Genomic DNA, 24,215 nt, shown 5'->3' with positions numbered 1-24,215 from the left:
CCGATAAGCCAAACGCCCCCGGTTTATTTGGCTGAATGTTCATGAAGCAGTTTTTCAACAAACCCTATCTGTTACCCACCCTGGTCTCGCTGGCCTTGCTGGTGGCACTTACCCTCGCCCTGACCCCAGCCACCCTGAGCCTTGCCACGCTGGCCCAGGACGTGCGCTGGCTGGTGCTGCTGGCGGTGTTCCTCTACTGCTTGTTCTGCTGGGCCTGCATCGGCCTGGCGCGTTGGGGCGAAGTGGCCTGGAAGCGCGTGGACTACCTGTGGCTAGGCTTGGCGGCCTTGGCGCTGATGGTGCAAACCAGCCTGGGCGATTCGATCCAGGCGCTGGCCACGCCGCTGTTGCTGGTGGTTGCCCTGGCAGTGCGCGCAGCCAAGGTCAAGGCTGAGGTCTTGTTCAAGACCCCGCGGCGCAAGACGGTCTGGCTGGTGCTCAACCAACGCCTGGAAATCCCCGTGGAGGAGCGTTTGGACATGCGCCTGCAACGGGCCAAGGTGCGCCTGGTGCAGTTGCTCAAGGACTGGCGCATCGGCCAGTTGCCCCTGGCCCACGTCGAGGTGGGTTTGCCGAGCAAGGGCCCGGCGCCTTTGGCCAGTGCGGTGATCGCGGTCAAGCCCAGGTTCCAGGAGCCGGAGTTCAGCTACGATTTCCAGCAGTCGCTGGAAACCACGGCGCTGGGCCAGTGGATCCTTGAGCAGCCGGTGGATTCGATCTACCTGTTCGGCGAGATCAACGCGACCTTGCTGGCGCAATTGTTCCGCTGGGGCAAGGCTCACCAACTGGAAGTGATCGTGGACGGCGGGGTCACGCTGATGACCGAGGAAGCGGCGATCGCCTGAGGCGCTTGCGGGCAAGCGGTGGTAGAGTTGATAGCTCACTACCCATGCAAAGATTCGCGCCATGAGCGTTCACCCCTTGCCGGTACGCGTCACCCACTGGATCAACGCCTGCGGCATGCCCTGCATGTTCCTCAGCGGCTGGGGTATCTACAACGCCTCGCCGCTGTTGGCCTTCAAGTTCCCCCTGTGGGCCACCTTGGGTGGTTGGCTCGGTGGCTCGATCGCCTGGCATTTGGCAGTGATGTGGCTGCTGGTGGTCAACGGCCTGGCCTATGGGGTGTATGGGCTGTGCAGCGGGCACTTCGCCAAGGCCTTTGGGCGTGTATCGGCAAAGGCGGTCAGGACCGACCTGGCCCAGGCGTTGCACTTTAAATTGCCCCATCAGGCGGGCCGCTATAACGCGGTGCAGCGCCTGTTGTATTGGCTGGTGCTGCTGTTGGGCGTGGCCGTGGTGCTCTCGGGCCTGGCCATCTGGAAACCCATTCAGCTGTACTGGCTGGCCGACCTGCTGGGCGGCTTTGACGTCGCCCGCTACGTGCACTTCGCCGCCATGGCCGGCATCGGCCTGTTCGTGGTGATCCACCTGGCGTTGGTGCTGCTGGTACCGCGCACCTTGTGGCCGATGATCGCCGGAGGCAAGCCATGACTTCGCGCAAACCGCGCCTGAAGTTGGAGCCGGCCCAGCAGACCGAACTGGTCAACCTGCAACGCCGCCTGGTGCTGCGCTCGGGGCTGACTTTGGGCGCGCTGTCGATGCTCAGCGGCTGTAACCTGCAGGACGGCGACCAAGTCGACAAAGTGCTGTGGGCCATGTCGCGTTGGAACGACAAGGTCCAGGCCTGGCTGTTCAGCGGCCAGCGCCTGGCGCCGACCTACAGCGAAGCGCAGGTGACCCAGCCGTTCCCCTTCAACGCCTTCTACCCCGAATACAACGTGCCCGACATCGACCTGGACGATTACCGCTTCGAGGTCTCGGGCCTGGTGCGTGACAAGCAACCCTGGACCCTGGACAAGCTGCGCCAATTGCCCCAGCGCAACGACATTACCCGGTTGATCTGCATCGAGGGCTGGAGCGCCATCGGCCAGTGGGGCGGGGTGCCGCTGCGCACGTTCCTGGAACACATCGGCGCCGATCTCACGGCTAAATACGTCGCCTTCAAATGCGCTGACCGTTACTACTCAAGCCTGGACATGCCCACCGCCCTGCACCCGCAAACCCTGCTGGCGCTGGATTTCGGCAAGGTCGCGCTGCCCCCCGACTACGGCTACCCGCTGCGGGTGCGGGTGCCCACCAAGCTGGGTTTCAAGAACCCCAAGCACATCGCCGCGATCATCGTGACCAACGACTACCCTGGCGGCTATTGGGAAGATCAAGGCTACAACTGGTTCAGCGGTATTTGAACCGACCCTCATGAACTGCAAAGGATGAACCGTATGACAGGCAAGCTATTCAAAAGCACCGTGCTGGCTTCGGCGATTGCCGTGAGCGCGTTGATGACCTTCACCAGCGCCCAAGCCGACGACGCCAAGCCGGTAGGGGTGCGTGGCGCGATTACGGCCATTGCCGGCGACACCCTGCAAGTGCACACCAGCAAGGGCGAGGACGTGACCGTGCACCTCAATGCCGACACCCAGGTGCGTGGCGTGACCCTGGCCCAGGTCTCGGACATCAAGCCTGGTAGCTACATCGGCTCGGCCGCCGTGCCGCAGCCCGATGGCACGCTCAAGGCCCTGGAGGTGCACGTGTTCCCGCCGGCCATGGCTGGCACCGGCGACGGTCACCGTGCCTTCGACCTGACCAAGGACAGCACCATGACCAATGGCAGCGTCGGCGACCTGGTGGAGAGTAACGGCCGTACCATTACCGTGAAGTACAAGGGCGGCGAGAAGAAGATCCTGGTGCCGGACGACGTGCCCATCGTCAACCTGGTACCGGGCGACCGCAGCTTGCTCAAGCCTGGGGTGAAGGTGGTGCTGTTCGCACCCAAGGAAAGCGATGGTACCTACACGGCGAAGTTCATTTCGGCGGGGGAGAACGGAGTCAAGCCGCCGATGTGAGGTAACACCACTGGACTGTAGGAGCGGATTTATCCGCGAAGAAAGCGGCGCGGTGTGTCTGATGCTCTGTGGTGTGGCTTTCGCGGATGAACCGGGGGCGCCGGTCCGCCGCTCCTACCGGTTTATTGGGTGTAAATCTGGTCGAAAATCCCGCCGTCGCCAAAGTGGGTCTTCTGCACGGTCTTCCAGTCACCAAAGGTTTTTTCCACCGACAGGAAGTCCACTTTCGGGAAGCGGTCGGTGTACTTGGCCAGCACGGCGGGGTCGCGTGGGCGCAGGTAGTTGGCAGCGGCAATTTCCTGGCCTTCGGGTGACCACAGGTACTTCAGGTATTCTTCGGCAGCGGCGCGGGTGCCTTTCTTGTCGACCACTTTGTCCACCACGCTTACCGGCGGTTCGGCTTCGGCGCTGACGCTTGGGTAAACCACTTCGAACTGATCGCGGCCGAACTCGCGGGCGATCATTTCCGCTTCGTTCTCGAAGGTGATCAGCACGTCGCCGATCTGGTTGGTCATGAAGGTGGTGGTGGCGCCACGGCCACCGGTATCGAGCACCGGCGCCTGTTTGAACAGCTTGCCGACGAAGGCCTTGGCCTTGGCGTCGTCACCGCCATTTTTCAGTACATAGCCCCAGGCCGAGAGGTAGGTGTAGCGGCCGTTGCCCGAGGTTTTTGGGTTGGGCACGATCACTTGCACGCCGTCCTTGAGCAGGTCGGGCCAGTCCTTGAGTTGCTTGGGGTTGCCCTTGCGCACGATGAACACGGTGGCCGAGGTAAAGGGCGCACTGTGGTTGGGCAGGCGGGTCACCCAATCGTCCGGCACCAGCTTGCCGTTGTCGGCCAGGGCGTTGATGTCGGTGGCCATGTTCATGGTGATCACGTCGGCCGGCAGGCCATCGATCACCGAGCGTGCCTGTTTGCTGGAACCGCCGAAGGACATTTGCAGGTTGATCGGCTCATTGTGCTCGGCCTGCCAGTGCTTTTGGAACGCCGCGTTGTAGTCCTTGTAGAAGTCGCGCATCACGTCGTAGGAAACGTTGAGCAGGGTAACGGGCGCGGCCTGGGCGAAACTGGCCATGGCCAGGCCCGCTGCCAGCAGCGAGGCACTGAGGATTTTCTTCACGTGGCATTCCTTGTTGATTGTGATAGCGGCATTTTGCCCGCGACTATAGCGGGCCAGCCTGCCAGGCTGAAAGATCGAAATGCTTGGGGCTTATTCAATTTTGCGAAACAGCGCGTTGCCGCAGCGCGAGCAGAACGCGGCGCCGTGTTCGTGGCTGTTCTTGCGGCACACCGGGCAGTCGTGATCCAACTGCTCGCCGCGCATGGCATTGGCCAACTCGGCGGTGAAAATACCGGTGGGCACGGCGATGATCGAATAGCCGGTGATCATCACCAGCGACGAAATGACCTGGCCCAGCGGGGTCTTGGGCACGATGTCGCCAAAGCCCACGGTGGTCAGGGTGACGATGGCCCAGTAGATGCCCATGGGGATGCTGGTAAAGCCGTGCTCCGGGCCCTCGACCACGTACATCAGGGTGCCGAACACCGTGACCAGGGTAGAGACGCTCATCAGGAACACGATGATTTTCTGCTTGCTGCCGCGCAACGCGGCCATCAGGTAGTTGGCCTGTTTGAGGTAAGGCCCAAGCTTGAGTACGCGGAAGATGCGCAGCATGCGGATTACCCGCACGATCATCAGGTACTGGGCGTCGCTGTAGTAGATCGCCAGGATGCCCGGCACGATGGCCAGCAGGTCCACCAACCCGTAGAAGCTGAACGCATAGCGCAGGGGGCGTGGCGAGCAGTACAGGCGCAGCAAGTATTCCACCGTGAAGATCCCGGTCAGCCCCCATTCGATGTTGGCAAACAGGTCGGCGTACTGTTGGTGCACGCCTTCGATGCTGTCGATCACCACGATGACCAGGCTTGCCAGGATGATCCACAGCAACGTGGTGTCGAAACGCCGGCCGGCCGGCGTGTCGCTTTCAAAGATGATGGTGTAGAGCCGTTGGCGCAAAGGCATGGAAGGTCTTCTGAGGTTTTGAACCTCTGAGCCTAGGGGGTTGGGCTGTCACTGCGCAAGGTTTGGCTGGTGGCGGGTTTGTACAGGTGGGTGCCGGCCTTGACCAACCAACAGGCGAAAATGAAGGGGGCGGTCAGCATGGGCAGTTGGAAATGCTCGAAGCCTTGCTGCACGGCAACGGCCAGGCTGATGGCCAGCAAGGGTTGCCAGCGCCCGCTGCTGAACGCCAGTGCCGCCAACGCCGGGTTGAAGCCGTACAGTCCGCTGATTGCAGGTTGGCCCAGCAACCAGGCAACGCCCAGCCCCAAGGCCGAGCCCGCCAGCGCCCAGCACGCGGCGCGGCGATCGGCAATCAACACGCCCAGGGCGATCAGCGCGCCGGCGATGGGGCTGTTCAACACGAAGATTTGCCCCAATGCGTTAAACACATCACTGGGGCTGAAATGGGCGGCCACAGGCGGCGGCGGGGCTGGCTGGCCCAGGCTCAATACCAGCCAGCCGAGCAGCACGAAGGGGCTGGTGTAGGCGGGCAGCAGGGGCCTGCGCAGCAACCATTGCTCGACCAGCATGGCGCTCAGGCCACTGGCGCTCAAAATGAGCAATGGCAGCAGCGCCGACCAGGGCAGTTGCGCGCTCAGCAACAAGCCGATCAGTACCCCGTTGTAGCTGTACAGGCCAGCTTGGCGATGGGCGCGCAAATAGCCACGCCGCTGCGCCGTCAACAACCCGCCCACGGCGCCCAGCAGGGCACCACCGAGCAGGTCGGGGGCGGCGTACAGAATTGCCAGCAGGCAGAGCACCCCGCACAGCGGGTTGCGCTGCAACAGCACCTGGCTGAAGCCATTGAGCAGCGCGGTGGCCCAGTCCGGGCAATAAGGTTGTGCCGGTTTCATGAGCTCAGATCAAGGTTTCGATGCGCAACGAATTGGTCGACCCCGGCTGCCCGAACGGCACGCCTGCGGTAATCACCAAGGTGTCGCCCCGGCTGGCCATGCCTTGGGCCTGGGCGATCTCCAGGGCCGTGGAGCACACTTCGTCGACCTGGCGCAGGCGATCATTGACCACCGAATGCACGCCCCAGGCCACCGACAGCCGGCGGGCGGTTTGCAGGTTGGGGGTCAGGTTGAGGATTGGCACCCGTGGCCGCTCGCGCGCGGCGCGCAAGGTCGAGGCCCCCGACTCGCTGTAGTTGACCAGCACCGCCACCGGCAAAATGCCGCTGATGCGACGGATCGCGCAGCTGATGGCGTCCGACACCGTGGCTTCGGCCTGGGGCCGGCCGACGTCCAATTGGGCCTGGTAGTCCGGGCCGCTTTCGACCTGGCGGATGATCTTGCTCATCATCTGCACGGCTTCCAGCGGGTAGTCGCCGGAAGCGGTTTCGGCCGACAGCATCACCGCGTCGGCGCCCTCGGCCACGGCGTTGGCCACGTCGGTGACTTCAGCGCGGGTCGGTGCAGGCGAGAAGCGCATCGATTCGAGCATCTGCGTGGCCACTACCACCGGTTTGCCCAGTTGGCGGCACACGTTGATGATGTTCTTCTGGATTTGCGGCACGCTCTCGGCAGGCACCTCTACGCCCAGGTCACCACGGGCGACCATGATCGCGTCGCTCAGCTCGGCGATTTCGCGCAATTGGGTCACGGCCGAGGGTTTCTCGATCTTGGCCATCAAGAAGGCACGGTCACCGATCAGCTCGCGGGCTTCGCGGATGTCTTGCGGGCGCTGCACGAACGACAGCGCCACCCAGTCCACGCCCAACTCCAGGCCGAAGCTCAGGTCGCGGCGGTCCTTGGCGGTCAGTGGGCTCAGTTCCAGCACCGCCTGGGGCACGTTCACACCCTTGCGGTCAGACAACTCGCCGCCGTTGAGCACTTCGGTGTCGATGGCGTCGGCATGCTTGCCGGTCACCCGCAGGCGCAGCTTGCCGTCGTCCAGCAACAGGTCCATGCCCGGCTCTAGCGCGGCGATGATTTCCGGGTGCGGCAGGTTCACCCGGCGCGTGTCGCCCGGGGTGTCGTCCAGGTCCAGGCGCAGGACCTGGCCGCGGTGCAGCTGCACCTTGCCAGCGGCAAAACGGCCTACCCGCAGCTTGGGCCCTTGCAGGTCCATGAGCACGCCCAGGGGCGTGTTGAGTTGCGCTTCGACGTCGCGAATCCATTGCAGGCGCAGGGCGTGGTCGCTGTGCTCGCCGTGGCTGAAGTTCAGCCGGAAAATGTTCACGCCGGCTTCCACCAGTTGGCGAATGTCGTCGATGCCCTTGATGGCCGGGCCGAGGGTGGCGAGGATTTTGACTTTTTTATCCGGGGTCATTGGGCAGGTTTCTCAAGGATCAAAATGGCGCGAAAGTCGTTGACGTTGGTGCGGGTGGGTTCGGTGACGATCAGCGCATCGAGGGCGGCGAAGTAGCCGTAGCCGTTGTTGTTGTCCAACTCGTCGCTGGCGCTCAAGCCCAGTTGGGCGGCGCGGGCATAACTGTCGGGGGTCATGAGGGCGCCGGCGTTGTCTTCCGAGCCGTCGATGCCGTCGGTGTCACCGGCCAGCGCATACACCCCCGGCAGGCCTTTGAGGCTCTCGGTCAGGCTGAGCAAGAACTCGGCGTTGCGCCCGCCACGGCCGTTGCCGCGCACGGTGACCGTGGTTTCACCGCCCGAAAGAATCACGCAGGGCGCGGCCAGTGGTTGGCCGTGCAGCAGCACTTGGCGGGCGATGCCGGCATGCACCTTGGCCACCTCGCGAGACTCGCCCTCCAGGTCGCCCAGGATCAACGGGCTGAACCCGGCCTGGCGAGCTTTCACCGCAGCCGCTTCCAACGATTGTTGAGGTTTGGCGATCAGCTGGAAGTGGCTGCGGGCAAGGCAAGCGTCGCCTTCCTTGACGGTTTCGGACGCGGGGTTGTGCAGCCAGTCGCGCACCGCTTGCGGCACTTCGATGCTGTAGCGCTGCAAGATCTGCAAGGCCTGCGCCGAGGTGCTCGGGTCGGCCACGGTGGGGCCGGAGGCGATGACCGTGGCCAGGTCCCCCGGCACATCGGAAATCGCATAGGTGTTCACGGTGGCCGGCCAGCAGGCCTTGGCCAGGCGGCCGCCCTTGATCGCCGAGAGGTGCTTGCGCACGCAGTTCATCTCGCCAATGGTGGCGCCGGATTTGAGCAGGGCTTTGTTGATGGCTTGTTTGTCGGCCAGGGTAATGCCCGCGGCCGGCAGCGCCAGCAGCGCCGAGCCACCGCCAGACAGCAAAAAGATCACCCGGTCGCTTTCGCTCAGGTTGCTGACCATCGCCAGCACCCGTTTGGCCACGGCCAGGCCGGCGGCATCGGGCACCGGGTGAGCGGCCTCGACCACCTCGATTTTTTCGCAGCGGGCGCCGTGGCCATAACGGGTCACGACCAGGCCCGACACGTCACCTTGCCAGCAGCGCTCGACCACTTCGGCCATGGCGGCTGCGGCTTTACCGGCACCTATCACGATGACCCGGCCGGTGCGGTCGGCAGGCAGGTGGTTTTCCAGGACTTGATGCGGATGGGCGGCGGCGATGGCCGTGGCGAACAGCTCGCGCAGGAAGAGTTGCGGATCGACCGACATGGCAGGCTCCCGTCTAATTATTATTGTTAAATCACGCACCTCCCCCCTGTAGGAGCGCCGGACCGCCGCGCCTACAGGGGACTGAGGGTTACTTGTCGCGGATCGAGAAGTTGGCCATGTGTTCCAGGCCCTTGATCAGTGCCGAGTGGTCCCAATTGCTGCCACCGATGGCCGCGCAGGTGCTGAACACCTGTTGTGCGTTGGCGGTGTTGGGCAGGTTGATCGACAGCTCCTTGGCGCCTTGCAGGGCCAGGTTCAGGTCCTTCTGGTGCAGGCTGATGCGGAAGCCCGGCTCGAAGGTGCCCTTGATCATGCGATCGCCGTGCACTTCCAGGATTTTGGAGGAGGCAAAGCCGCCCATCAGCGCTTCACGCACCTTGGCGGGGTCTGCGCCGTTCTTGGCGGCGAACAGCAACGCTTCGGCCACGGCCTGGATGTTCAGCGCGACGATGATCTGGTTGGCCACCTTGGCCGTCTGGCCGTCGCCATTGCCGCCCACCAAGGTGATGTTCTTGCCCATGCTCTGGAACAACGGCAAGGCGCGTTCGAACGCGTCGGCGTCGCCGCCGATCATGATGCTCAGGGTCGCGGCCTTGGCGCCGACTTCGCCGCCCGACACGGGTGCGTCCAGGTACTGCGCGCCCTTGGCATTGACCTTGGCGGCAAACGCCTTGGTGGCGGTAGGCGAGATCGAGCTCATGTCGATCACGATCTTGTTCGGGCTCAGGCCGTCGGCGATGCCGTCGGCGCGAAACAGCACGTCGTCCACCTGCGGGGTATCGGGCACCATGATGATGATGAATTCGGCTTCCTGGGCCACTTCCTTCGGGTTGGCCAGGGCCACCGCGCCGGCGGCGATCAGGTCCGACGGGGGCAGCGTCGTGGTGGGCCGACAGGAACAGGCTGTGGCCGGCTTTCTGCAGGTTCTGAGCCATGGGGTGGCCCATGATGCCGGTGCCGATAAATCCGATTTTAGCCATGATGGGGTTACTCCAATTTTTGTTGTGGGGGCCGGTTCGCGGATAAATCCGCTCCTACACAGTGGGTGGGGGCGGATTCATTCCGGCTCGGTCAAATGGCGTTGTGCGATTTCAACCAGCCGAGGCCGGCTTCGGTGGTGGTCAGCGGCTTGTACTCGCAACCGACCCAGCCCTGATAGCCGATCTTGTCCAGGTGCTCGAACAAAAAGCGGTAGTTGATCTCGCCCGTTCCCGGCTCGTTGCGGCCAGGGTTGTCGGCCAGTTGCACATGGTTGATCAGCGGCAGGTGCGCGGACAGGCTGCGGGCCAGGTCGCCTTCCATGATTTGCATGTGGTAGATGTCGTATTGCAGGTACAGGTTGGCGCTGCCGACCTTTTCCTGAATGGCCAGCGCCTGGCGCGTGGTGTTCAGGTAAAAGCCCGGGATGTCACGGGTGTTGATCATTTCCATGACCAGCTTGATGCCAGCGGCCTCAAGCTTTTCGGCGGCGTACTTGAGGTTGCCGACGAAGGTGTTTTCCACGGTGGCGCAGTCCAGCCCCTGGGGGCGGATGCCGGCCAGGCAGTTGATCTGGGTATTGCCCAGCACTTGGGCGTAGGCGATGGCCAGGTCCACGCCGGCACGGAACTCCTCGACGCGGTCGGGGTGGCAGGCGATCCCGCGCTCACCCTGGGCCCAGTCACCGGCCGGCAGGTTGAACAGCACCTGGGTCAGGCCGTTGGCCTCCAGGTGCGATTTGATCTCGGCCGAGCTGAAGTCGTAGGGGAACAGGTACTCGACCCCACTGAAACCCGCGTCGGCAGCAGCCTTGAAGCGGGCCAGGAAGTCCTGTTCGGTGAACAGCATGGACAGGTTGGCGGCAAAACGTGGCATAAAAACTCCTGCATCTAGTGGGCCCTCCCCAAAAGGAGAGGGCACCTCGTTTAGCTCCCTCTCCTTGAGGGTGAGGGCTGGGGTGAGGGGGCTTTAGTCCAACAGCGAAATCGCCGTCGGCGCGTCATTGCCCACCAACGCCAGGTCTTCGAACTCGTTGACCGCGTTGATCTCGGTGCCCATGGAAATATTGGTCACGCGCTCCAGGATGATCTCCACCACCACCGGTACCTTGAACTCGTCCATCAGTGCCTGGGCCTTGCGCAGCGCCGGCTGGATCTGTGCCGGTTCGAACACGCGCAGTGCCTTGCATCCCAGGCCCTGGGCCACGGCGACGTGGTCTACGCCATAGCCGTTGAGTTCCGGCGCGTTGAGGTTTTCAAAGGCCAACTGCACGCAGTAGTCCATTTCAAAGCCGCGCTGCGCCTGGCGGATCAGCCCCAGGTAGGAGTTGTTCACCACCACGTGGATGTACGGCAGGTGGAACTGCGCGCCCACGGCCAGTTCTTCGATCATGAACTGGAAGTCGTAGTCGCCCGACAAGGCCACCACCTTGCGCGATGGGTCAGCCTTGACCACGCCCAATGCCGCAGGAATGGTCCAGCCCAGCGGGCCTGCCTGGCCACAGTTGATCCAGTGGCGCGGCTTGTACACGTGCAGGAACTGCGCGCCGGCGATTTGCGACAGGCCGATGGTGCTGACGTAGCAGGTGTCTTTGCCGAACACCTGGTTCATCTCTTGGTACACGCGCTGCGGCTTGACCGGCACATTGTCGAAATGGGTCTTGCGCTGCAGGCTGGCCTTGCGCTGTTGGCAGTCGGCGAGCCAGGCACTGCGGTCCTTCAGCTTGCCGGCGGCTTTCCATTCGCGGGCCACTTCCAGGAAGCGGTCCAGGGCCAGGCCAGCATCGGACACGATGCCCAGGTCCGGGGTGAACACCCGGCCGATCTGGGTCGGCTCGATGTCCACGTGGATGAAGCGCCGGCCTTCGGTGTACACGTCCACGGAGCCGGTGTGGCGGTTGGCCCAGCGGTTGCCCAGGCCCAGTACCACGTCAGACTTGAGCATCGTGGCGTTGCCATAACGATGCGAAGTTTGCAGGCCGACCATGCCCACCATCAGCGGGTGATCGTCCGGGATGGTGCCCCAGCCCATCAGGGTGGGCACGACCGGAATACCGGTCAACTCGGCGAACTCCACCAACTTGTCGCTGGCGTCGGCATTGATCACGCCACCACCGGCTACCAGCAGTGGGCGCTCAGCCTGGTCGAGCAGGGCCAGGGCTTTTTCCACCTGGGTGCGGCTGGCGGCAGGGCGGTGTACTGGCAGCGGTTCGTAGGCGTCGATGTCGAATTCGATCTCGGCCATCTGCACGTCGAACGGCAGGTCGATCAGCACCGGGCCTGGGCGGCCGGAGCGCATTTCATAGAAGGCTTTCTGGAAGGCGTAGGGCACCTGGCCAGGCTCGAGCACCGTGGTGGCCCACTTAGTGACCGGCTTGACGATGCTGGTGATGTCCACGGCCTGGAAGTCTTCCTTGTGCATGCGGGCACGTGGCGCTTGGCCGGTGATGCAAAGGATCGGGATGGAGTCGGCCGAGGCGCTGTAGAGGCCGGTGACCATGTCGGTGCCCGCTGGGCCCGAAGTGCCGATGCACACGCCGATGTTGCCGGCTTTGGTGCGGGTGTAGCCCTCGGCCATGTGCGAGGCACCTTCAACGTGACGAGCGAGCACGTGATCGATGCCGCCGACTTTTTTCATGGCCGAATACAAGGGGTTGATGGCGGCGCCGGGGATGCCAAAGGCGACGTCGACACCTTCGCGGCGCATCACCAGAACGGCTGCATCGATTGCTCTCATTTTGCTCATGGTTTTGTGCCTCTTTCGTTTTGTAATTGTATACAAGTGGCTTTTCAGCCGAGTTTATTCAGGGTCGATGAGCCAGGTCAAACCCTTTTCGTCAGTCGGTAGACTTTTCGTTGGGCACCGTTAAATCGACTCTCAATCAGCTGTTTGAAAATGTTGTATACAATAATACTTCGTTTTGTGATCTATTTGTCCAGTCGAATTTTCAACCGTTCTCACACTCAAGAGGATTTACCCATGAACACATTGGCCTTGAAGGACGCTGTCAGCCTGGTCAGCCGGGCACTGGCGGCAGGGCGCAAGATCGCCGCCGCACCGCTGACCGTGGCGGTGCTGGACAACGGTGGGCACCTGATTGCCCTGCAACGCGAGGACGGCGCCAGCCTGCTGCGCCCACAGGTGGCGATCGGCAAGGCATGGGGCGCCATCGCCTTGGGCAAAGGCTCGCGCCTGCTGGCGCTGGACGCACAGAACCGCCCGGCGTTCTTCGCAGCGCTAAATACCTTGGGGCAGGGCGCGGTGGTGCCGGCACCGGGTGGTGTGCTGATTCGCAATGAAGCGGGGGTGGTGATCGGCGCGATCGGCATCAGCGGCGACACGTCGGACATCGACGAGCAATGCGCGATCAGTGCGATCGAGGGGTTGGGGTTGCTGGCGGATGCTGGCGTGAGTGCCTGACACGATGCGCCTGTGGGAGCGGATAAATCCGCTCCCACAGCGATAGCCGCTCAGGCGAGGATCGTGTTCACACGTTTCATAGGGCTAGGCGTCCGGCGTACAACCCTTGAGCACCAACCGGATGATCGTCTGCGCTGCCGCCTCGTAGTCCGTCTCGTCCAGCTTGGCCTTGCCGGTGACCACCGAGATCTGCCAGTCGAAGTCGGCGTAGGTCTGGGTCGCGGCCCAGATGCTGAACATCAGGTGGTGGGCGTCGACGTTGGCGATCTGGCCGCGGTCGATCCAGGTCTGGATGCATTCGATGTTGTGCTTGGCCTGCACGTTAAGCTGTTCCACCTGGTCGGGGCTCAGGTGCGGGGCGCCGTGCATGATCTCGCTGGCGAACACCTTGGAGGCGAAGGGCAGGTCGCGGGAGATATGGATCTTGGAGCGGATATAGCCGCTTAACACCTCGAATGGGTCGCGATCGGCATTGAACGGCGTGGACGCCTGCAGGATCGGCTCGATGATGCTTTCGAGCACCTCGCGGTACAGGTTTTCCTTGGACTTGAAGTAGTAGTACACGTTGGGCTTGGGCAGGCCGGCCTTGGCCGCGATGTCGCTGGTCTTGCTGGCGGCAAAACCCTTGTCGGCGAATTCTTCGCTGGCCGCGCGAAGGATCAACTCTTTGTTGCGCTCGCGGATGGTGCTCATAAACCGGGTCGTTCCTTGCCTGCTCGGGCGGAGGCGCATGGTAGCACCGGGGTTGCGCGCGGCTCAAGATTGCCACTTGGGCGGCGAGGCACGCTATGCTCCGACCATTGGATTGGATGATAAGGAGTTGCACATGGCAGGGGGCAGTTTGTTGGTCTTGCTGGACGACATCGCCGCAGTGCTGGACGACGTCGCGCTGATGACCAAGGTCGCCGCGAAGAAGACCGCCGGCGTGCTGGGCGATGACTTGGCACTCAATGCCCAGCAGGTCACCGGTGTGCGCGCCGACCGCGAGTTGCCCGTGGTGTGGGCGGTGGCCAAGGGCTCGTTCGTGAACAAGCTGATCCTGGTGCCGGCGGCCTTGGCCATCAGCGCATTCGCGCCTTGGGCAGTGACCCCATTGCTGATGGTGGGCGGTGCCTATTTGTGCTTCGAGGGCTTTGAAAAAATCGCCCACCCATTGCTGCACGGTAAAGGTGACGCCGCTGCCGAGCACGCTCAATTAAGTAAAGCGGCGGCCGACGAGACGGTCGACCTGGTGGCCTTCGAGAAAGACAAGATCAAGGGCGCGGTGCGCACCGATTTCATCCTCTCGGCAGAAATCATCGCCATCACCCTGGGCATCGTCGCCGACTCGCCCCTGACCCAGCAGATCATCGTGATGAGCGGCATTGCCATCGTCATGACCGTCGGCGTGTACGGTTTGGTAGCCGGCATCGTCAAGCTTGACGACCTGGGCCTGTGGCTCAGCCAGAAGGCCTCAAGCGTGGCCCAGGGCACTGGCCGGGCGATCCTGCGCGCCGCGCCCTACATGATGAAAAGCCTCTCGGTGATCGGTACAGCCGCCATGTTTCTGGTCGGTGGCGGCATCCTGGTGCACGGCATCGTCCCGGTGCATCACTGGGTGCAAGCGGTGGGCGCAGGCTTGGGCGGTGGCCTCACCGTGGCGCTGCTCAATGGCCTGATCGGCGTGGTGGCCGGTGCTTTGGTGCTGGCGGTGGTGTCGGTGCTGGGCAAGGCCTGGGGCTTGGTCAAGCGCTGAAGGAATGACGTCTTGAGCAATGGTCGTTTGCCGCTTTAACGCCTAAGGTTCGATACTCGCCTATCAGCCCTGAGCGAGCCGCGCCGTGAACGACCTGACCCCCACCTACCGCTTTGCTCCTGCCTTCCAAGCGCCGACCGGTTCGGCCATTCGCGAGCTGTTCAAGTACCTGGCGCAGCCGGGGATGATTTCCTTTGCCGGCGGCTACCCGGCGACGGGTTTTTTTGACCAGGCCAACTTGCAACTGGCGGCCGATCGAGCGCTGCGCGAATCGCCGGTCGACTGCCTGCAATACGCCGCCACCGAAGGCCTGCCGCTGCTGCGTGAGCAATTGACGGCGTTGATGGCGCGGCGCGGGGCGCAGGTTGACGTTGCCGACCTGCTGGTGACCACGGGTTCGCAACAGGGTCTCGATTTACTGATCAAGGTGTTGCTCAGCCCAGGCGATCAGGTGCTGGTGGAGCGCCCCACTTACCCTGCAGCCTTGCAGGCCCTGCGCCTGGCCGGCATGCAGGTGCACAGTGCCGCCACCGACGCGCAGGGGCTGGACACCGACGCCCTGGCCGAACGCTTGGCGGGTCTGCCGCACGGCGCTATCCGGCTACTGTACTGCGTGCCCACCTTTGCCAACCCCACCGGTGCCTGCCTGAGCCTGGAGCGCCGCCTGGCCTTGCTGGCGCTGGCGGCCCGGCATGACTTTCTGATCATCGAGGACGACCCCTACGGCGCGCTGCGCTTTGCGGGCAGCGAGCTGCCGTCCTTGTTGGCATTGAGTGAGCAGGTGGAGGGCGCGCGGGGGCGGGTGGTGCACTTGTCGAGCCTGTCCAAGGTGGTGGCGCCGGGCTTGCGCATCGGCTGGCTGATCGCGCCGCCAGCGGTGTTCACGCGCTGCGTGATCGCCAAGCAGACCGTGGATCTATGCACCTCGCCCTGGGCGCAGCGCATTGGCGCGTTGTACTTGCAGGAGGGCGCACTGGAACGGGCATTGCCTGGCTTGGCGCAAGGCTACGGGGCAAAATGCCAACGCATGCTTGAGGGGCTGTCGGGTTTGCAAGAGGTGCTGGAGGTGTCGCCACCGGCCGGCGGCATGTTCATCTGGGGGCGCTGCCGCCATGGCGTCGACGCCGCCACGCTATTGCAGCGGGCGATCAAGCAGAATGTATTGTTCGTGCCGGGCAGTGCGTTCTACGCGCAAGAGGCCGATGCCAGCAGTATCCGGCTGTCGTTCGCCGCGCCGTCGCTTGAACAGATCGATGAGGGCTTGCTGCGCCTGGGGCGGGCGTTTGGCTGACCGCCCCGGCGAAGGTAGGGCTTAGAAGAACACTTTGAGCAGGAAGCTTGCAGTGTTCTGCGTGGTTTCGAACGCGTGGGTATCCTGGATACCGTACTTGTCGCGCCAGTAGTCGTATTCAAAGCCCACGTACACTTGCTTCTCGGACCAGTTCAACGCCTTGCCCAAGTCGTACTTGACCTGTGGGTTGAAGTGCAGGTTGTTGTGGTAGTCGCCATTCTTGTTCGAATCGCTGCCCACCACCCAGTCCATGTAGCCATCGATCAGGATGTCGGACTTGCCGACGGGGATGGTGTACGACCACACCGGGGTGATCTGCCAGACGTTGTTGCCGGCGCGGTCGCCGTCCACGATGCGGTCGTAGAAGTTCAACTGGAAGTAGTCGAAGCCGGGGATGTCCAGGTCAAAGCCCGGGCCGATCAGGTAGGACTCCACGTCACCTTCGCCAAACTCGTAGGTCATGGCCAGCAGCACGTCCTTGACCGGGCCAAAACCGATCTTCTGGCCGAAGATCTTGCTCGCCGACAAGCGCGGGCTGAACTCGCCGTACAGGGTGTTGTTGCCCACGCCGGAGTCTTTTTTACCGTTGTAGAAGATGTTGTCGACAAACAGGAAGTTGTCACCGTACTTCCAACCATCGGCGTGTTCGAACGTGATGGTTTGCTGATTTTCCGGGTTGACCTTGAAGTTCTGGCCATACAGGTAGGTCAGGCTGTTGCTTTGCCATTGAATCAGGTCGTCGGCCATGGCGGTGTTGGCGGCCATACCGCCTGCCATCAGACTGCCGGCCATCATCAGGCTCGAAAAAGTACGCTTCATTGATCGGTTGCTCCCAGGGGTGGATGGTTCTAGTTTTTTTTTGGTGGCGCTCTGTAATGGCGCCTTTTTGCTGCATTAAAAATCGTCTGATCGGTCAGTTTTTTGAACGATACAAGTCCATTAGCAAGAGCCTTGCCAAAGCCCGCAGTCGGCCGCACAAATCCTTCCCGACCGTTGAAAAAAACGGTGGGAATTGAAACGTGACGTTAGCGCTTGCAGGTAAAACAGGTGTTTGAAGGTTCTGGCCGACCGATCAGCTTTGTCAGGCGGGTTTTACCCCATCCGTTTTCGCGGCCGCGCAGGGTACTGGCTTGCGCGGCGCGGCTCAAGTGCTCTGTGATGGCGCATGGCTGGCAAAAGTGGGGCACTCGGTCAGCTTTTCGCCGAGTGCCAACACTCAGTGCGGATGCGCGGCCTCGCCCATGTGGGCCCGGCCAGCCCCGCCCAGTATGTTGAACAACAGGTTCAACAACATTGCGCTGAGGGTGGCCATGGCGATGCCGCTGTGGGTAATGGGGCCCATCCAGGCTGGCAAGTGGGCGAAAAATTCCGGACGAACGACCGGGATCAGGCCCATGCCGATGCTCACCGCCACCAGCAGTTGGTTGCGGCGGTCGCCGATGTCGGCCTCCTGGAGGATCTTGATACCGGTGGCGGCGACCATGCCGAACATGGCGATGGCCGCGCCGCCCAAGACCGCAGGCGGGATGGAGGCCACCAGGAACGCGGCCTTGGGCAACAGGCTCAGGGCAATCAGAAACGCGCCCGCCACCATGGTCACCGAACGGCAGCGCACCCCGGTCATCTGCACCAGGCCGATGTTCTGGGCAAAGGAGGAGTGGGTGAAGGTGTTGAAAAAGCCGGCCACGAACGAGGCGCCGGCGTCGCACAGCAAGCCGCGGCGCAACATGCCCGGGGTCACTTCGCGGTCAGTGATGGTGCCCAGGGCCAGGAACATGCCGGTGGACTCGACGAAGATGATCACCACCACCAGGCACATCGACAGCACCGGCGCCAGGCTGAAGGTCGGCATGCCGAAGTGCAGCGGTGTGACCACTTGCAGCCACGGGGCGGCGGCCATGCCGCTGAGGTCGACCATGCCCAGCAGGCCGCACAGCACATAACCCAGGCCCATGCCGATCAGCACCGAGATGTTCACCCAGAAGCCCTGCATGAAGCGGTGGATCAACAGGATGACCCCCAGCACCAGGGCTGCGACCATCAGATAAATCGGCGAGCCGAACTGCGGGCCGCTGCCGCCACCGGCCCAGTTCACCGCCACCGGGAACAGCGACAGGCCGATGGAGGTGATCACGGTGCCGGTGACCAAGGGCGGAAAGAAGCGCACGATCTTGGACATGAACGGGGCCATCAGCATGCCAAAGAAACCGGCGGCGATGGTGGCGCCGAAGATGCCGGGCAGGCCGACACCGTCCATGCCGGCCATGGCGACCATGCTGCCGACGGCGGCAAAACTGGCGCCCATCATCACCGGCATGCGAATGCCGACGGCGCCGATGCCCATGGACTGGACGACGGTGGCAACACCGGCCACCAACAGGTCGGCATTGATCAAAAAGGCGATGTCTTCACGGGAGAGGCCGGCGGCTTGTCCGACGATCAGCGGCACCGCGATGGCGCCTCCATACATCAGCAGTACGTGTTGCAAACCAACCAGAATCAGTTGCAACAGGGGCAGGGGCTGTCGTGGTGGCGCGGGTGGAATGCGCGCAGGGCGTGACTCGGACATGCAACACCTCGGATTTTGTTTTTATTGTGGAGCTGTGTTTCAGGTTTGAATCCATTGCTGCCTTGAACGGCTGTTGTGGGAGCAAGGCTTGCCTGCGATGGCGTTCTTTTGATCGCTATCGCGGGCAAGCCTTGCTCCTACAAGGGTGGTTTCAGTTCGTCTGGGCTCCGTTGGCAATCCACTGGCCGATCATGTTGCGTTCTTCCTGGGTCATCTGGGTGATGTTGCCCAGCGGCATGATCTGGCTGGCGACGGCTTGTGCCTGGATACGCGGGGCCAATTGCTGGATCTGTTGCGGGGTGTCGAACATGATCCCGGCAGGTGCAGTGCTGAACAGCGGGCTGGTCGGCTTGGCCGAGTGGCACACCGCGCAGCGTTCCTGGATCACGCTGTGGATCTTGTTGAAATCCGCATCGCTGCTGCCGGAATTACTGGCCTGGGCAGGCTCAGGTTCTTCGGCTGGCGCGGCGGGTGCTACCGGTTGCTGATCATGACGCACGCCGCCCTGGGCGGTTTCCGGCAAGGGCTGGTACTGGATCTTTGCCGGCGCGGTGGCAACGTTTGAGGCTGGCGCCATTTGCGCAGGGCCGGTCACGTAGGCCAGGCAAATCATGCCCAAGGCGCCGGCGGGCAGGGCCCAGGCGTACTTGTTGCTGTTGTGGCGGGTGTTGAAGTAGTGCCGCACCAACACCGCCGACACCGCGATCCCGGCCAGGATCAGCCAGTTGTAGTGGCTGCCGTAGGTGCTGGGGAAGTGGTTGCTGATCATGATGAACAGCACGGGCAAGGTGAAGTAGTTGTTATGCCGCGAACGCAGCAGGCCCTTGGCCGGCAGGGCTGGGTCGGGGGTGCGGTTCTCGGCGATGGCCGCCACCAGTGCACGCTGGGCGGGCATGATGATGCGGAACACGTTGCCCACCATGATGGTGCCGATGATGGCGCCGGTGTGCAGGTACGCACCACGGCCGCTGAACACCTGGCTGAAGCCATAGCAGGCACCGATCACCAGCACGAACAGCACCAGGCCCAACAGGCCCGGGCGCTTGCCCAGGGGCGAGTCGCACAAAAAGTCGTAGATGAACCAGCTTGCCACCAGGGCACCGACACCAATGGCGATGCCTTCGGCGCCGCTCAAGGTGCTGCCGGGGGCTAGCAAATACAGGGTAGGGTTGGAGTAGAACACCACGCACAACAGCGCGACGCCCGACATCCAGGTCCAGTAGGCTTCCCATTTGAACCAATGCAGGTTGTCCGGCATGGTCGGTGGGGCCAGTTTGTATTTTTCCAGGTGGTAGATACCGCCACCGTGGATCGCCCAGAGATCGCCGCTCAGGCCATCACGCGGGTTGGCCCGGTTAAGGTTGTTCTCCAGCCAGACGAAATAGAAGGATGCGCCAATCCAGGCAATCCCGACAATCATGTGCAGCCAGCGCACGCACAGGTTCAGCCACTCGATCAGATGTGCTTCCACAGTCTTTACCTCTCGCCTGGCATCAATGCGCGACGCCAGGCCCTTCTCTTATAGGTGGGGGGCGAGGATCAACAATTCGTCCTCATTGAAAAAATGCTCATCGCAGTTATTGCCTGTGCCACTGCGATCAACCACCAGGAAGTCATCCCGCTTTTCGATCGTCAGCACCGGGTGGTGCCAAACGCCGCGATGGTAATTGATGCCCTGCCTGCCGTTGGTAACGAAGGCACGGACCAGCCCTGATACAGGTGCATCGCCAAGTGGCGCGACCACGATCAGAAAGGGGTTGCCGAGCAGCGGGATGAAAGCCTGGCTGCCCAGCGGGTGGCGCTCCAGCATGCGAACGGTCAGCGGCATGTCCTGCGCGTCGGCGCGGAAGATGCTGATGATCGCCTTGTCCTCGGGGGTGGCCGTTTCTACGTCGGCCAGCCGATGGAAACGCATGGTCGAGCCGTTGTTGATCATGAAGTGGTCGCTGCCGTCAGTTTCGATCACGTCACCGAAGGGGGCGAAGGCTTCTTTTGTCAGGGGCTCGATCACTAGTGTGCGCATGTGGGTTCTTCTGTTCTTGAATTCAAATCACGGTATGGGGTGTTGCACTGTGTGAGCTTGGCTTGCCAGCGATGGCGATCTTGAGACCGTCCTCGCTGGCAAGCCATGCTCCCACAAGGGCGCCGCTTACTTGGCCACTTTGCCCAGTACGCGCAGGCGGCTCACGCCACCGTCCGGGAACACGTTCAGACGGATGTGGGTAATCGGGCCCAGGTCCTTGATCTGTTCCTTGAAGCTGTGTTCCTGGTGCATTTCCAGTTTCTGGCTAGGCAGCAGCTCACGCCAGAACAGGCTTTGGGTTTCGACCTGGCTGTCGGTGCCGCCCTTCACGAACGCGCCCTGGATCGAGCAGCTGTCCGGGTAGTTGCCCTTGAAGTGCAGGGTGTCGACCACCACTTGTTCCACGGTACCGGCATGGCCCAGGGCGACGATCACCCAGTCATTGCCAGGCGTGCGGCGGCGTGCGGTTTCCCAGCCGTCGCCCATGTTGATGCCACGGCCTGGGTTGAGGATGTTGCTCATGCGCCCAAAGTGCTCGTCGGAGCAGGCCAGCGCGCGGCCGCCGTTCAGGGCCGAGGCCAGGTCCACTTGCTCGTTGTCACCGGTAGCCGACCAGTCGCGGAATGGCACGCCGTACACGCGCAGGCGCGCCACGCCGCCATCGGGGTAGATGTTGAAACGCAGGTGGCTGAAGGCCTGGTCGTTGTTGATTTCGTGGTAGTGGTGGCTGTTGCCTTGCAGCTCCACGGCCGACAGCACTTCAACCCACTGGGTGTGCTCGGTGGGGTCGCCTTCAGCCACGAAGCAGGCTTGCAGCGACGCCGACGGCGGAAAGTTGCCGGTGAAGAACGAGGTGTCGATGTCCACGCCCTTGATCGAGCCCGGTACGCCCAGGCGGATCACCGCGCTGTCGTAGCCTTCGAAACGCTTGCGGCGCGATTCCCAGCCGTCCATCCACTTGCCGTTGTCGTCGAACACGCCTTCCTTCCACACCGCAGGGGTGGGCTGGAACAGGCGGTTCACGTCGGCGAACCAATCGTCGGTCACGGAGACGGCTTTGGTGCCCAGGCGCGCGTCGGCCAGGTTGACGAATTTCTCGAAGGGTACGGCGTATGCTTTCATTTTTTCTTGTCTGCCTTGAATGAGTGGCTGGGAGAGCGTGCAGGGCCCTGGGTGCGATCGGCGTTCATGAGTGCACTCGGGCCAAGCGTGCTAAAGGGTCAGTAATCGGAACAGGGCGATCAGGTTGATCTGCGCCAGTGCCTCCTTGAACTCGGCCTCGGCCGAGTTATGGATGCGTACTTCGAACGCGGCGAGGATCTGATGCCGGTTGCTGCCTTTTACCGCCATGATGAAGGGGAACTGGAACTTGGCCTTGTAGGCGTCGTTGAGTTCCGTGAAGCGTTTGAACTCTTCGGCCGTGCATTGGTGAATACCGGCGCCGGCTTGTTCATGGGTGCTGGCTTCGGTCAGTTGGCCCTGGACGGCAGCTTTGCCGGCCAGGTCCGGGTGGGCGTTGATCAAGGCCAATTGGCGGTCATGATCAGCGCTCAACAGGATATCGCTCATGCGTTGGTGCAGGTTTTCGATGGTGTCCAGCTCTTGGAGCTGGCCCAGGTCGAAGGCCCGTTCGGCCACCCATGGCGAGTGTTCGTAGATGTCGGCGAAGGCGGCGACGAAGGCGTCGCGGCTCAGGGTCGAGGGCTTCAGGGTTTTGAAAGCGGTCATTTCGCGTCTCCGGCCTGGAAAGGATGAACCGTGTGCCAGTGGCGGGCAATATCGACGCGACGGGTGAACCAGACCTGTTCGTGGCCCTTGGCGTACTCGAGGAATTTCTTCAGCGCGGCCAGGCGGGCAGGGCGGCCGATCAGGCGGCAGTGCAGGCCAATGGAGAGCATCTTCGGCGCCTCGGCCCCTTCGGCGTACAGCACGTCGAAGGCGTCTTTCAAATACTGGTAGAAGTCATCGCCATGGTTGAAGCCCTGCACCTGGGTGAAGCGCATGTCGTTGGTGTCCAGGGTATAGGGGATCACCAGGTGCGCCTTGCCGGTGGGGTTGTTGTTTTCCCAGTAGGGCAGGTCGTCGTCGTAGGTGTCGGAGTCATATAGAAAGCCACCTTCTTCCATCACCAGGCGGCGAGTGTTCGGCCCGGTGCGGCCGGTGTACCAGCCCAGCGGGCGTTCGCCGCTGACTTCGGTGAGGATGCGAATGGCTTCGAGCATGTGCTCGCGTTCCTGGTTCTCATCCATGTACTGGTAGTCGATCCAGCGATAGCCGTGGCTGCAGATCTCGTGGCCGGCGGCAACCATGGCGCGGATCACGTCCGGGTGGCGTTGGGCGGCCATGGCCACGGCGAAGATGGTCAATGGAATGTCGAATTCCTTGAACAGCTTGAGGATGCGCCACACGCCGGCGCGGCTGCCGTATTCGTACAGCGACTCCATGCTCATGTTGCGCTCGCCCTGCAGGGGCTGGGCGGCGACCATCTCGGAGAGGAAGGCTTCGGACTCTTTGTCGCCGTGCAGGATGTTGCGTTCGCCACCTTCCTCATAGTTGAGCACGAAGGACAGGGCAATGCGCGCGTTCCCCGGCCATTGTGGATGGGGTGGGTTGTTGCCGTAACCGATCAGGTCGCGTGGGTAATCAGCGCTCACTGCACTCTTCCTTCTTCGCGGGATTTGGGTACGGGACGGCTCGAGGTGGGTTGGCGTCCCGGCGATGGAGTGATTGTATACAACTTTATCCACGTATTGTAAGCCTGTTTTTTTGCATTTCTGCCCGGCGAGCGTCTAGCAATGTGCTTGCAAAAAACTTGCCCATTTGGTCAGGTAATGCCCTTCTAGGGCATGAATGGCTTGCTTTGCAGGGATTTTGGCGTATTTATAGAAGCCGTAAAGGCGCTTGAAAAATTTGCACGAATTATTGTGTACAATTTTAATCGAAAATGTCTTAATAATCCGCAAGCCTGCACCGGCGCTGCTCCAATAGGGTGCGCGGGCACTCACTCCAGTCTTAGAAGAGGTCGTACACGCAATGGGACGTTTGACTACGCATGTTCTGGATGCCGCCCATGGCTGCCCCGGCAGCTCGATCCAGGTCGAGCTTTACCGTGTTGAAGGCCAGCAACTGGAATTGGTCGCCAGTGCCCTGACCAACAGCGACGGCCGCTGCGACGCCCCGTTGCTGCAGGGTGATGATTACCGCAGCGGCGTGTACCAGTTGCAGTTCGCCGCAGGCGACTACTACCGCGCCCGTGGCGTGGCCCTGCCGGACCAAGCCTTTCTGGACGTGGTGGTACTGCGCTTCGGCATCAGCGCCGAGCAGGACCATTACCATGTCCCGCTGTTGATATCGCCTTACAGCTACTCGACTTATCGCGGTAGCTAGTTCACCGAGCAATGCGCTTCGTTGGTACCTCTTGCCCGCCCACACTGCGGGCTTTTTTATGCCTGATTGTATTGATTTATGTAACGCCAAGGTCCAACGGCCGCGCAGTTCAATAGGGGCTTCTTTCCAGGAGCGCCAACCATGACTTTTTCAACACTGCACAACCCTATCGCCACGCTGACTGGGCTTATCGAGTCACTGGGCGAAGCGGCAGGCTTGGAACGGCTGCACGCCGAAGGCCGGTCGGCCGACGACTATCTGCGCCAGCTTGATCAGGGCTGGGAGCTGCCCGACACCCAAG

Annotated in this window: 23 protein-coding genes and 1 pseudogene; 8 read left to right on the top strand and 16 right to left on the bottom strand. The window is 62.4% G+C overall.

What is annotated here, in order from left to right; translation table 11 throughout:
- The first annotated feature begins 41 nt into the window (after positions 1 to 41).
- From L9B60_RS03640 to L9B60_RS03625, 4 genes are all read left to right on the top strand, one after another.
- Positions 42 to 845 (top strand): hypothetical protein, encoded by an 804-nt coding sequence (locus L9B60_RS03640; RefSeq protein WP_249676349.1) that lies wholly within the window; start codon positions 42 to 44, stop codon positions 843 to 845.
- A 61-nt stretch (positions 846 to 906) separates the two neighbouring features.
- Positions 907 to 1,491, top strand: coding sequence for a cytochrome b/b6 domain-containing protein (locus tag L9B60_RS03635; protein ID WP_438866061.1), 585 nt, complete (start codon positions 907 to 909; stop codon positions 1,489 to 1,491).
- Entirely contained in the window at positions 1,488 to 2,246 is a 759-nt protein-coding gene (locus tag L9B60_RS03630) for a molybdopterin-dependent oxidoreductase (protein WP_249676345.1), read from the top strand. Before L9B60_RS03635 ends, L9B60_RS03630 begins: the two co-directional genes overlap by 4 nt.
- Positions 2,247 to 2,270: 24 nt before the next feature.
- Positions 2,271 to 2,903, top strand: coding sequence for a DUF5666 domain-containing protein (locus L9B60_RS03625; RefSeq protein WP_438866060.1), 633 nt, complete (start codon positions 2,271 to 2,273; stop codon positions 2,901 to 2,903).
- Between the two features lie 122 nt (positions 2,904 to 3,025).
- Here L9B60_RS03625 and L9B60_RS03620 read toward each other — a convergent pair whose 3' ends face one another.
- The 8 genes and pseudogenes from L9B60_RS03620 to gcl all read right to left on the bottom strand — a co-directional run bounded on the left by L9B60_RS03620 (position 3,026) and on the right by gcl (position 12,234).
- A complete protein-coding gene (locus L9B60_RS03620; protein WP_249676340.1) occupies positions 3,026 to 4,024 on the bottom strand; it encodes a sulfate ABC transporter substrate-binding protein in 999 nt (332 codons plus the stop codon).
- Positions 4,025 to 4,114: 90 nt separating this feature from the next.
- Positions 4,115 to 4,927 (bottom strand): ion transporter, encoded by an 813-nt coding sequence (locus L9B60_RS03615; protein WP_249676337.1) that lies wholly within the window; start codon positions 4,925 to 4,927, stop codon positions 4,115 to 4,117.
- A gap of 32 nt (positions 4,928 to 4,959) precedes the next feature.
- Entirely contained in the window at positions 4,960 to 5,820 is an 861-nt protein-coding gene (locus L9B60_RS03610) for an urea transporter (RefSeq protein ID WP_249676335.1), read from the bottom strand.
- A 4-nt stretch (positions 5,821 to 5,824) separates the two neighbouring features.
- Positions 5,825 to 7,240: a pyruvate kinase gene (pyk, locus tag L9B60_RS03605; protein ID WP_249676332.1), complete on the bottom strand. Its 1,416-nt coding sequence runs from the start codon at positions 7,238 to 7,240 to the stop codon at positions 5,825 to 5,827.
- Positions 7,237 to 8,511: a glycerate kinase type-2 family protein gene (locus tag L9B60_RS03600; protein ID WP_249676328.1), complete on the bottom strand. Its 1,275-nt coding sequence runs from the start codon at positions 8,509 to 8,511 to the stop codon at positions 7,237 to 7,239. Before L9B60_RS03600 ends, pyk begins: the two co-directional genes overlap by 4 nt.
- An 88-nt stretch (positions 8,512 to 8,599) precedes the next feature.
- Positions 8,600 to 9,491: pseudogene (locus tag L9B60_RS03595) on the bottom strand (2-hydroxy-3-oxopropionate reductase).
- A gap of 91 nt (positions 9,492 to 9,582) precedes the next feature.
- Complete coding sequence (gene hyi / locus L9B60_RS03590) at positions 9,583 to 10,365, bottom strand: hydroxypyruvate isomerase (protein ID WP_249676325.1); 783 nt, start codon at positions 10,363 to 10,365, stop codon at positions 9,583 to 9,585.
- A 93-nt stretch (positions 10,366 to 10,458) separates the two neighbouring features.
- Complete coding sequence (gene gcl, locus L9B60_RS03585; RefSeq protein ID WP_249676322.1) at positions 10,459 to 12,234, bottom strand: glyoxylate carboligase; 1,776 nt, start codon at positions 12,232 to 12,234, stop codon at positions 10,459 to 10,461.
- 234 nt (positions 12,235 to 12,468) lie between these two features.
- On the opposite strand from gcl, the gene L9B60_RS03580 reads away from it, so the two are divergent.
- Positions 12,469 to 12,909 (top strand): GlcG/HbpS family heme-binding protein, encoded by a 441-nt coding sequence (locus tag L9B60_RS03580; protein WP_249676321.1) that lies wholly within the window; start codon positions 12,469 to 12,471, stop codon positions 12,907 to 12,909.
- Between the two features lie 84 nt (positions 12,910 to 12,993).
- Here the strand turns inward: L9B60_RS03580 and L9B60_RS03575 are convergent, their stop codons facing one another.
- Positions 12,994 to 13,602, bottom strand: a complete 609-nt coding sequence (locus L9B60_RS03575; RefSeq protein WP_249676318.1) for a TetR/AcrR family transcriptional regulator — start codon at positions 13,600 to 13,602, stop codon at positions 12,994 to 12,996.
- Positions 13,603 to 13,735: 133 nt separating this feature from the next.
- Here L9B60_RS03575 and L9B60_RS03570 point away from each other — a divergent pair, with 133 nt between their 5' ends.
- On the top strand, positions 13,736 to 14,644 hold the full coding sequence (locus tag L9B60_RS03570; RefSeq protein WP_249676315.1) for a DUF808 domain-containing protein: 909 nt from the start codon (positions 13,736 to 13,738) through the stop codon (positions 14,642 to 14,644).
- 85 nt (positions 14,645 to 14,729) lie between these two features.
- Entirely contained in the window at positions 14,730 to 15,935 is a 1,206-nt protein-coding gene (locus L9B60_RS03565) for an aminotransferase-like domain-containing protein (protein WP_249676312.1), read from the top strand.
- A gap of 21 nt (positions 15,936 to 15,956) precedes the next feature.
- Here the strand turns inward: L9B60_RS03565 and L9B60_RS03560 are convergent, their stop codons facing one another.
- The 7 genes from L9B60_RS03560 to puuE form a co-directional block, all read right to left on the bottom strand.
- Positions 15,957 to 16,754, bottom strand: coding sequence for an outer membrane protein OmpK (locus tag L9B60_RS03560; protein ID WP_249676310.1), 798 nt, complete (start codon positions 16,752 to 16,754; stop codon positions 15,957 to 15,959).
- 397 nt (positions 16,755 to 17,151) lie between these two features.
- The gene (locus tag L9B60_RS03555) at positions 17,152 to 18,504 is read right to left on the bottom strand and encodes a nucleobase:cation symporter-2 family protein (protein ID WP_249676309.1); all 1,353 of its coding nucleotides are present in this window, start codon (positions 18,502 to 18,504) and stop codon (positions 17,152 to 17,154) included.
- A 151-nt stretch (positions 18,505 to 18,655) separates the two neighbouring features.
- A complete protein-coding gene (locus L9B60_RS03550; protein WP_249676307.1) occupies positions 18,656 to 19,975 on the bottom strand; it encodes a urate hydroxylase PuuD in 1,320 nt (439 codons plus the stop codon).
- Between the two features lie 48 nt (positions 19,976 to 20,023).
- Complete coding sequence (locus L9B60_RS03545) at positions 20,024 to 20,527, bottom strand: ureidoglycolate lyase (protein ID WP_249676305.1); 504 nt, start codon at positions 20,525 to 20,527, stop codon at positions 20,024 to 20,026.
- Positions 20,528 to 20,653: 126 nt separating this feature from the next.
- Positions 20,654 to 21,649 (bottom strand): allantoicase, encoded by a 996-nt coding sequence (gene alc / locus L9B60_RS03540; RefSeq protein WP_249676303.1) that lies wholly within the window; start codon positions 21,647 to 21,649, stop codon positions 20,654 to 20,656.
- A gap of 90 nt (positions 21,650 to 21,739) precedes the next feature.
- The gene (gene uraD, locus L9B60_RS03535; RefSeq protein WP_249676300.1) at positions 21,740 to 22,255 is read right to left on the bottom strand and encodes a 2-oxo-4-hydroxy-4-carboxy-5-ureidoimidazoline decarboxylase; all 516 of its coding nucleotides are present in this window, start codon (positions 22,253 to 22,255) and stop codon (positions 21,740 to 21,742) included.
- Positions 22,252 to 23,181, bottom strand: coding sequence for an allantoinase PuuE (gene puuE, locus L9B60_RS03530; protein ID WP_249676297.1), 930 nt, complete (start codon positions 23,179 to 23,181; stop codon positions 22,252 to 22,254). Before puuE ends, uraD begins: the two co-directional genes overlap by 4 nt.
- Positions 23,182 to 23,560: 379 nt before the next feature.
- Between puuE and uraH the strand changes: the two genes are divergently transcribed.
- Positions 23,561 to 23,914 (top strand): hydroxyisourate hydrolase, encoded by a 354-nt coding sequence (gene uraH / locus L9B60_RS03525; protein ID WP_249676295.1) that lies wholly within the window; start codon positions 23,561 to 23,563, stop codon positions 23,912 to 23,914.
- Positions 23,915 to 24,215: the final 301 nt, after the last annotated feature.

It is taken from the genome of Pseudomonas abieticivorans (assembly GCF_023509015.1).
Taxonomy (GTDB): domain Bacteria; phylum Pseudomonadota; class Gammaproteobacteria; order Pseudomonadales; family Pseudomonadaceae; genus Aquipseudomonas; species Aquipseudomonas abieticivorans.
This window is presented reverse-complemented; position numbering and strand designations above follow the sequence as displayed.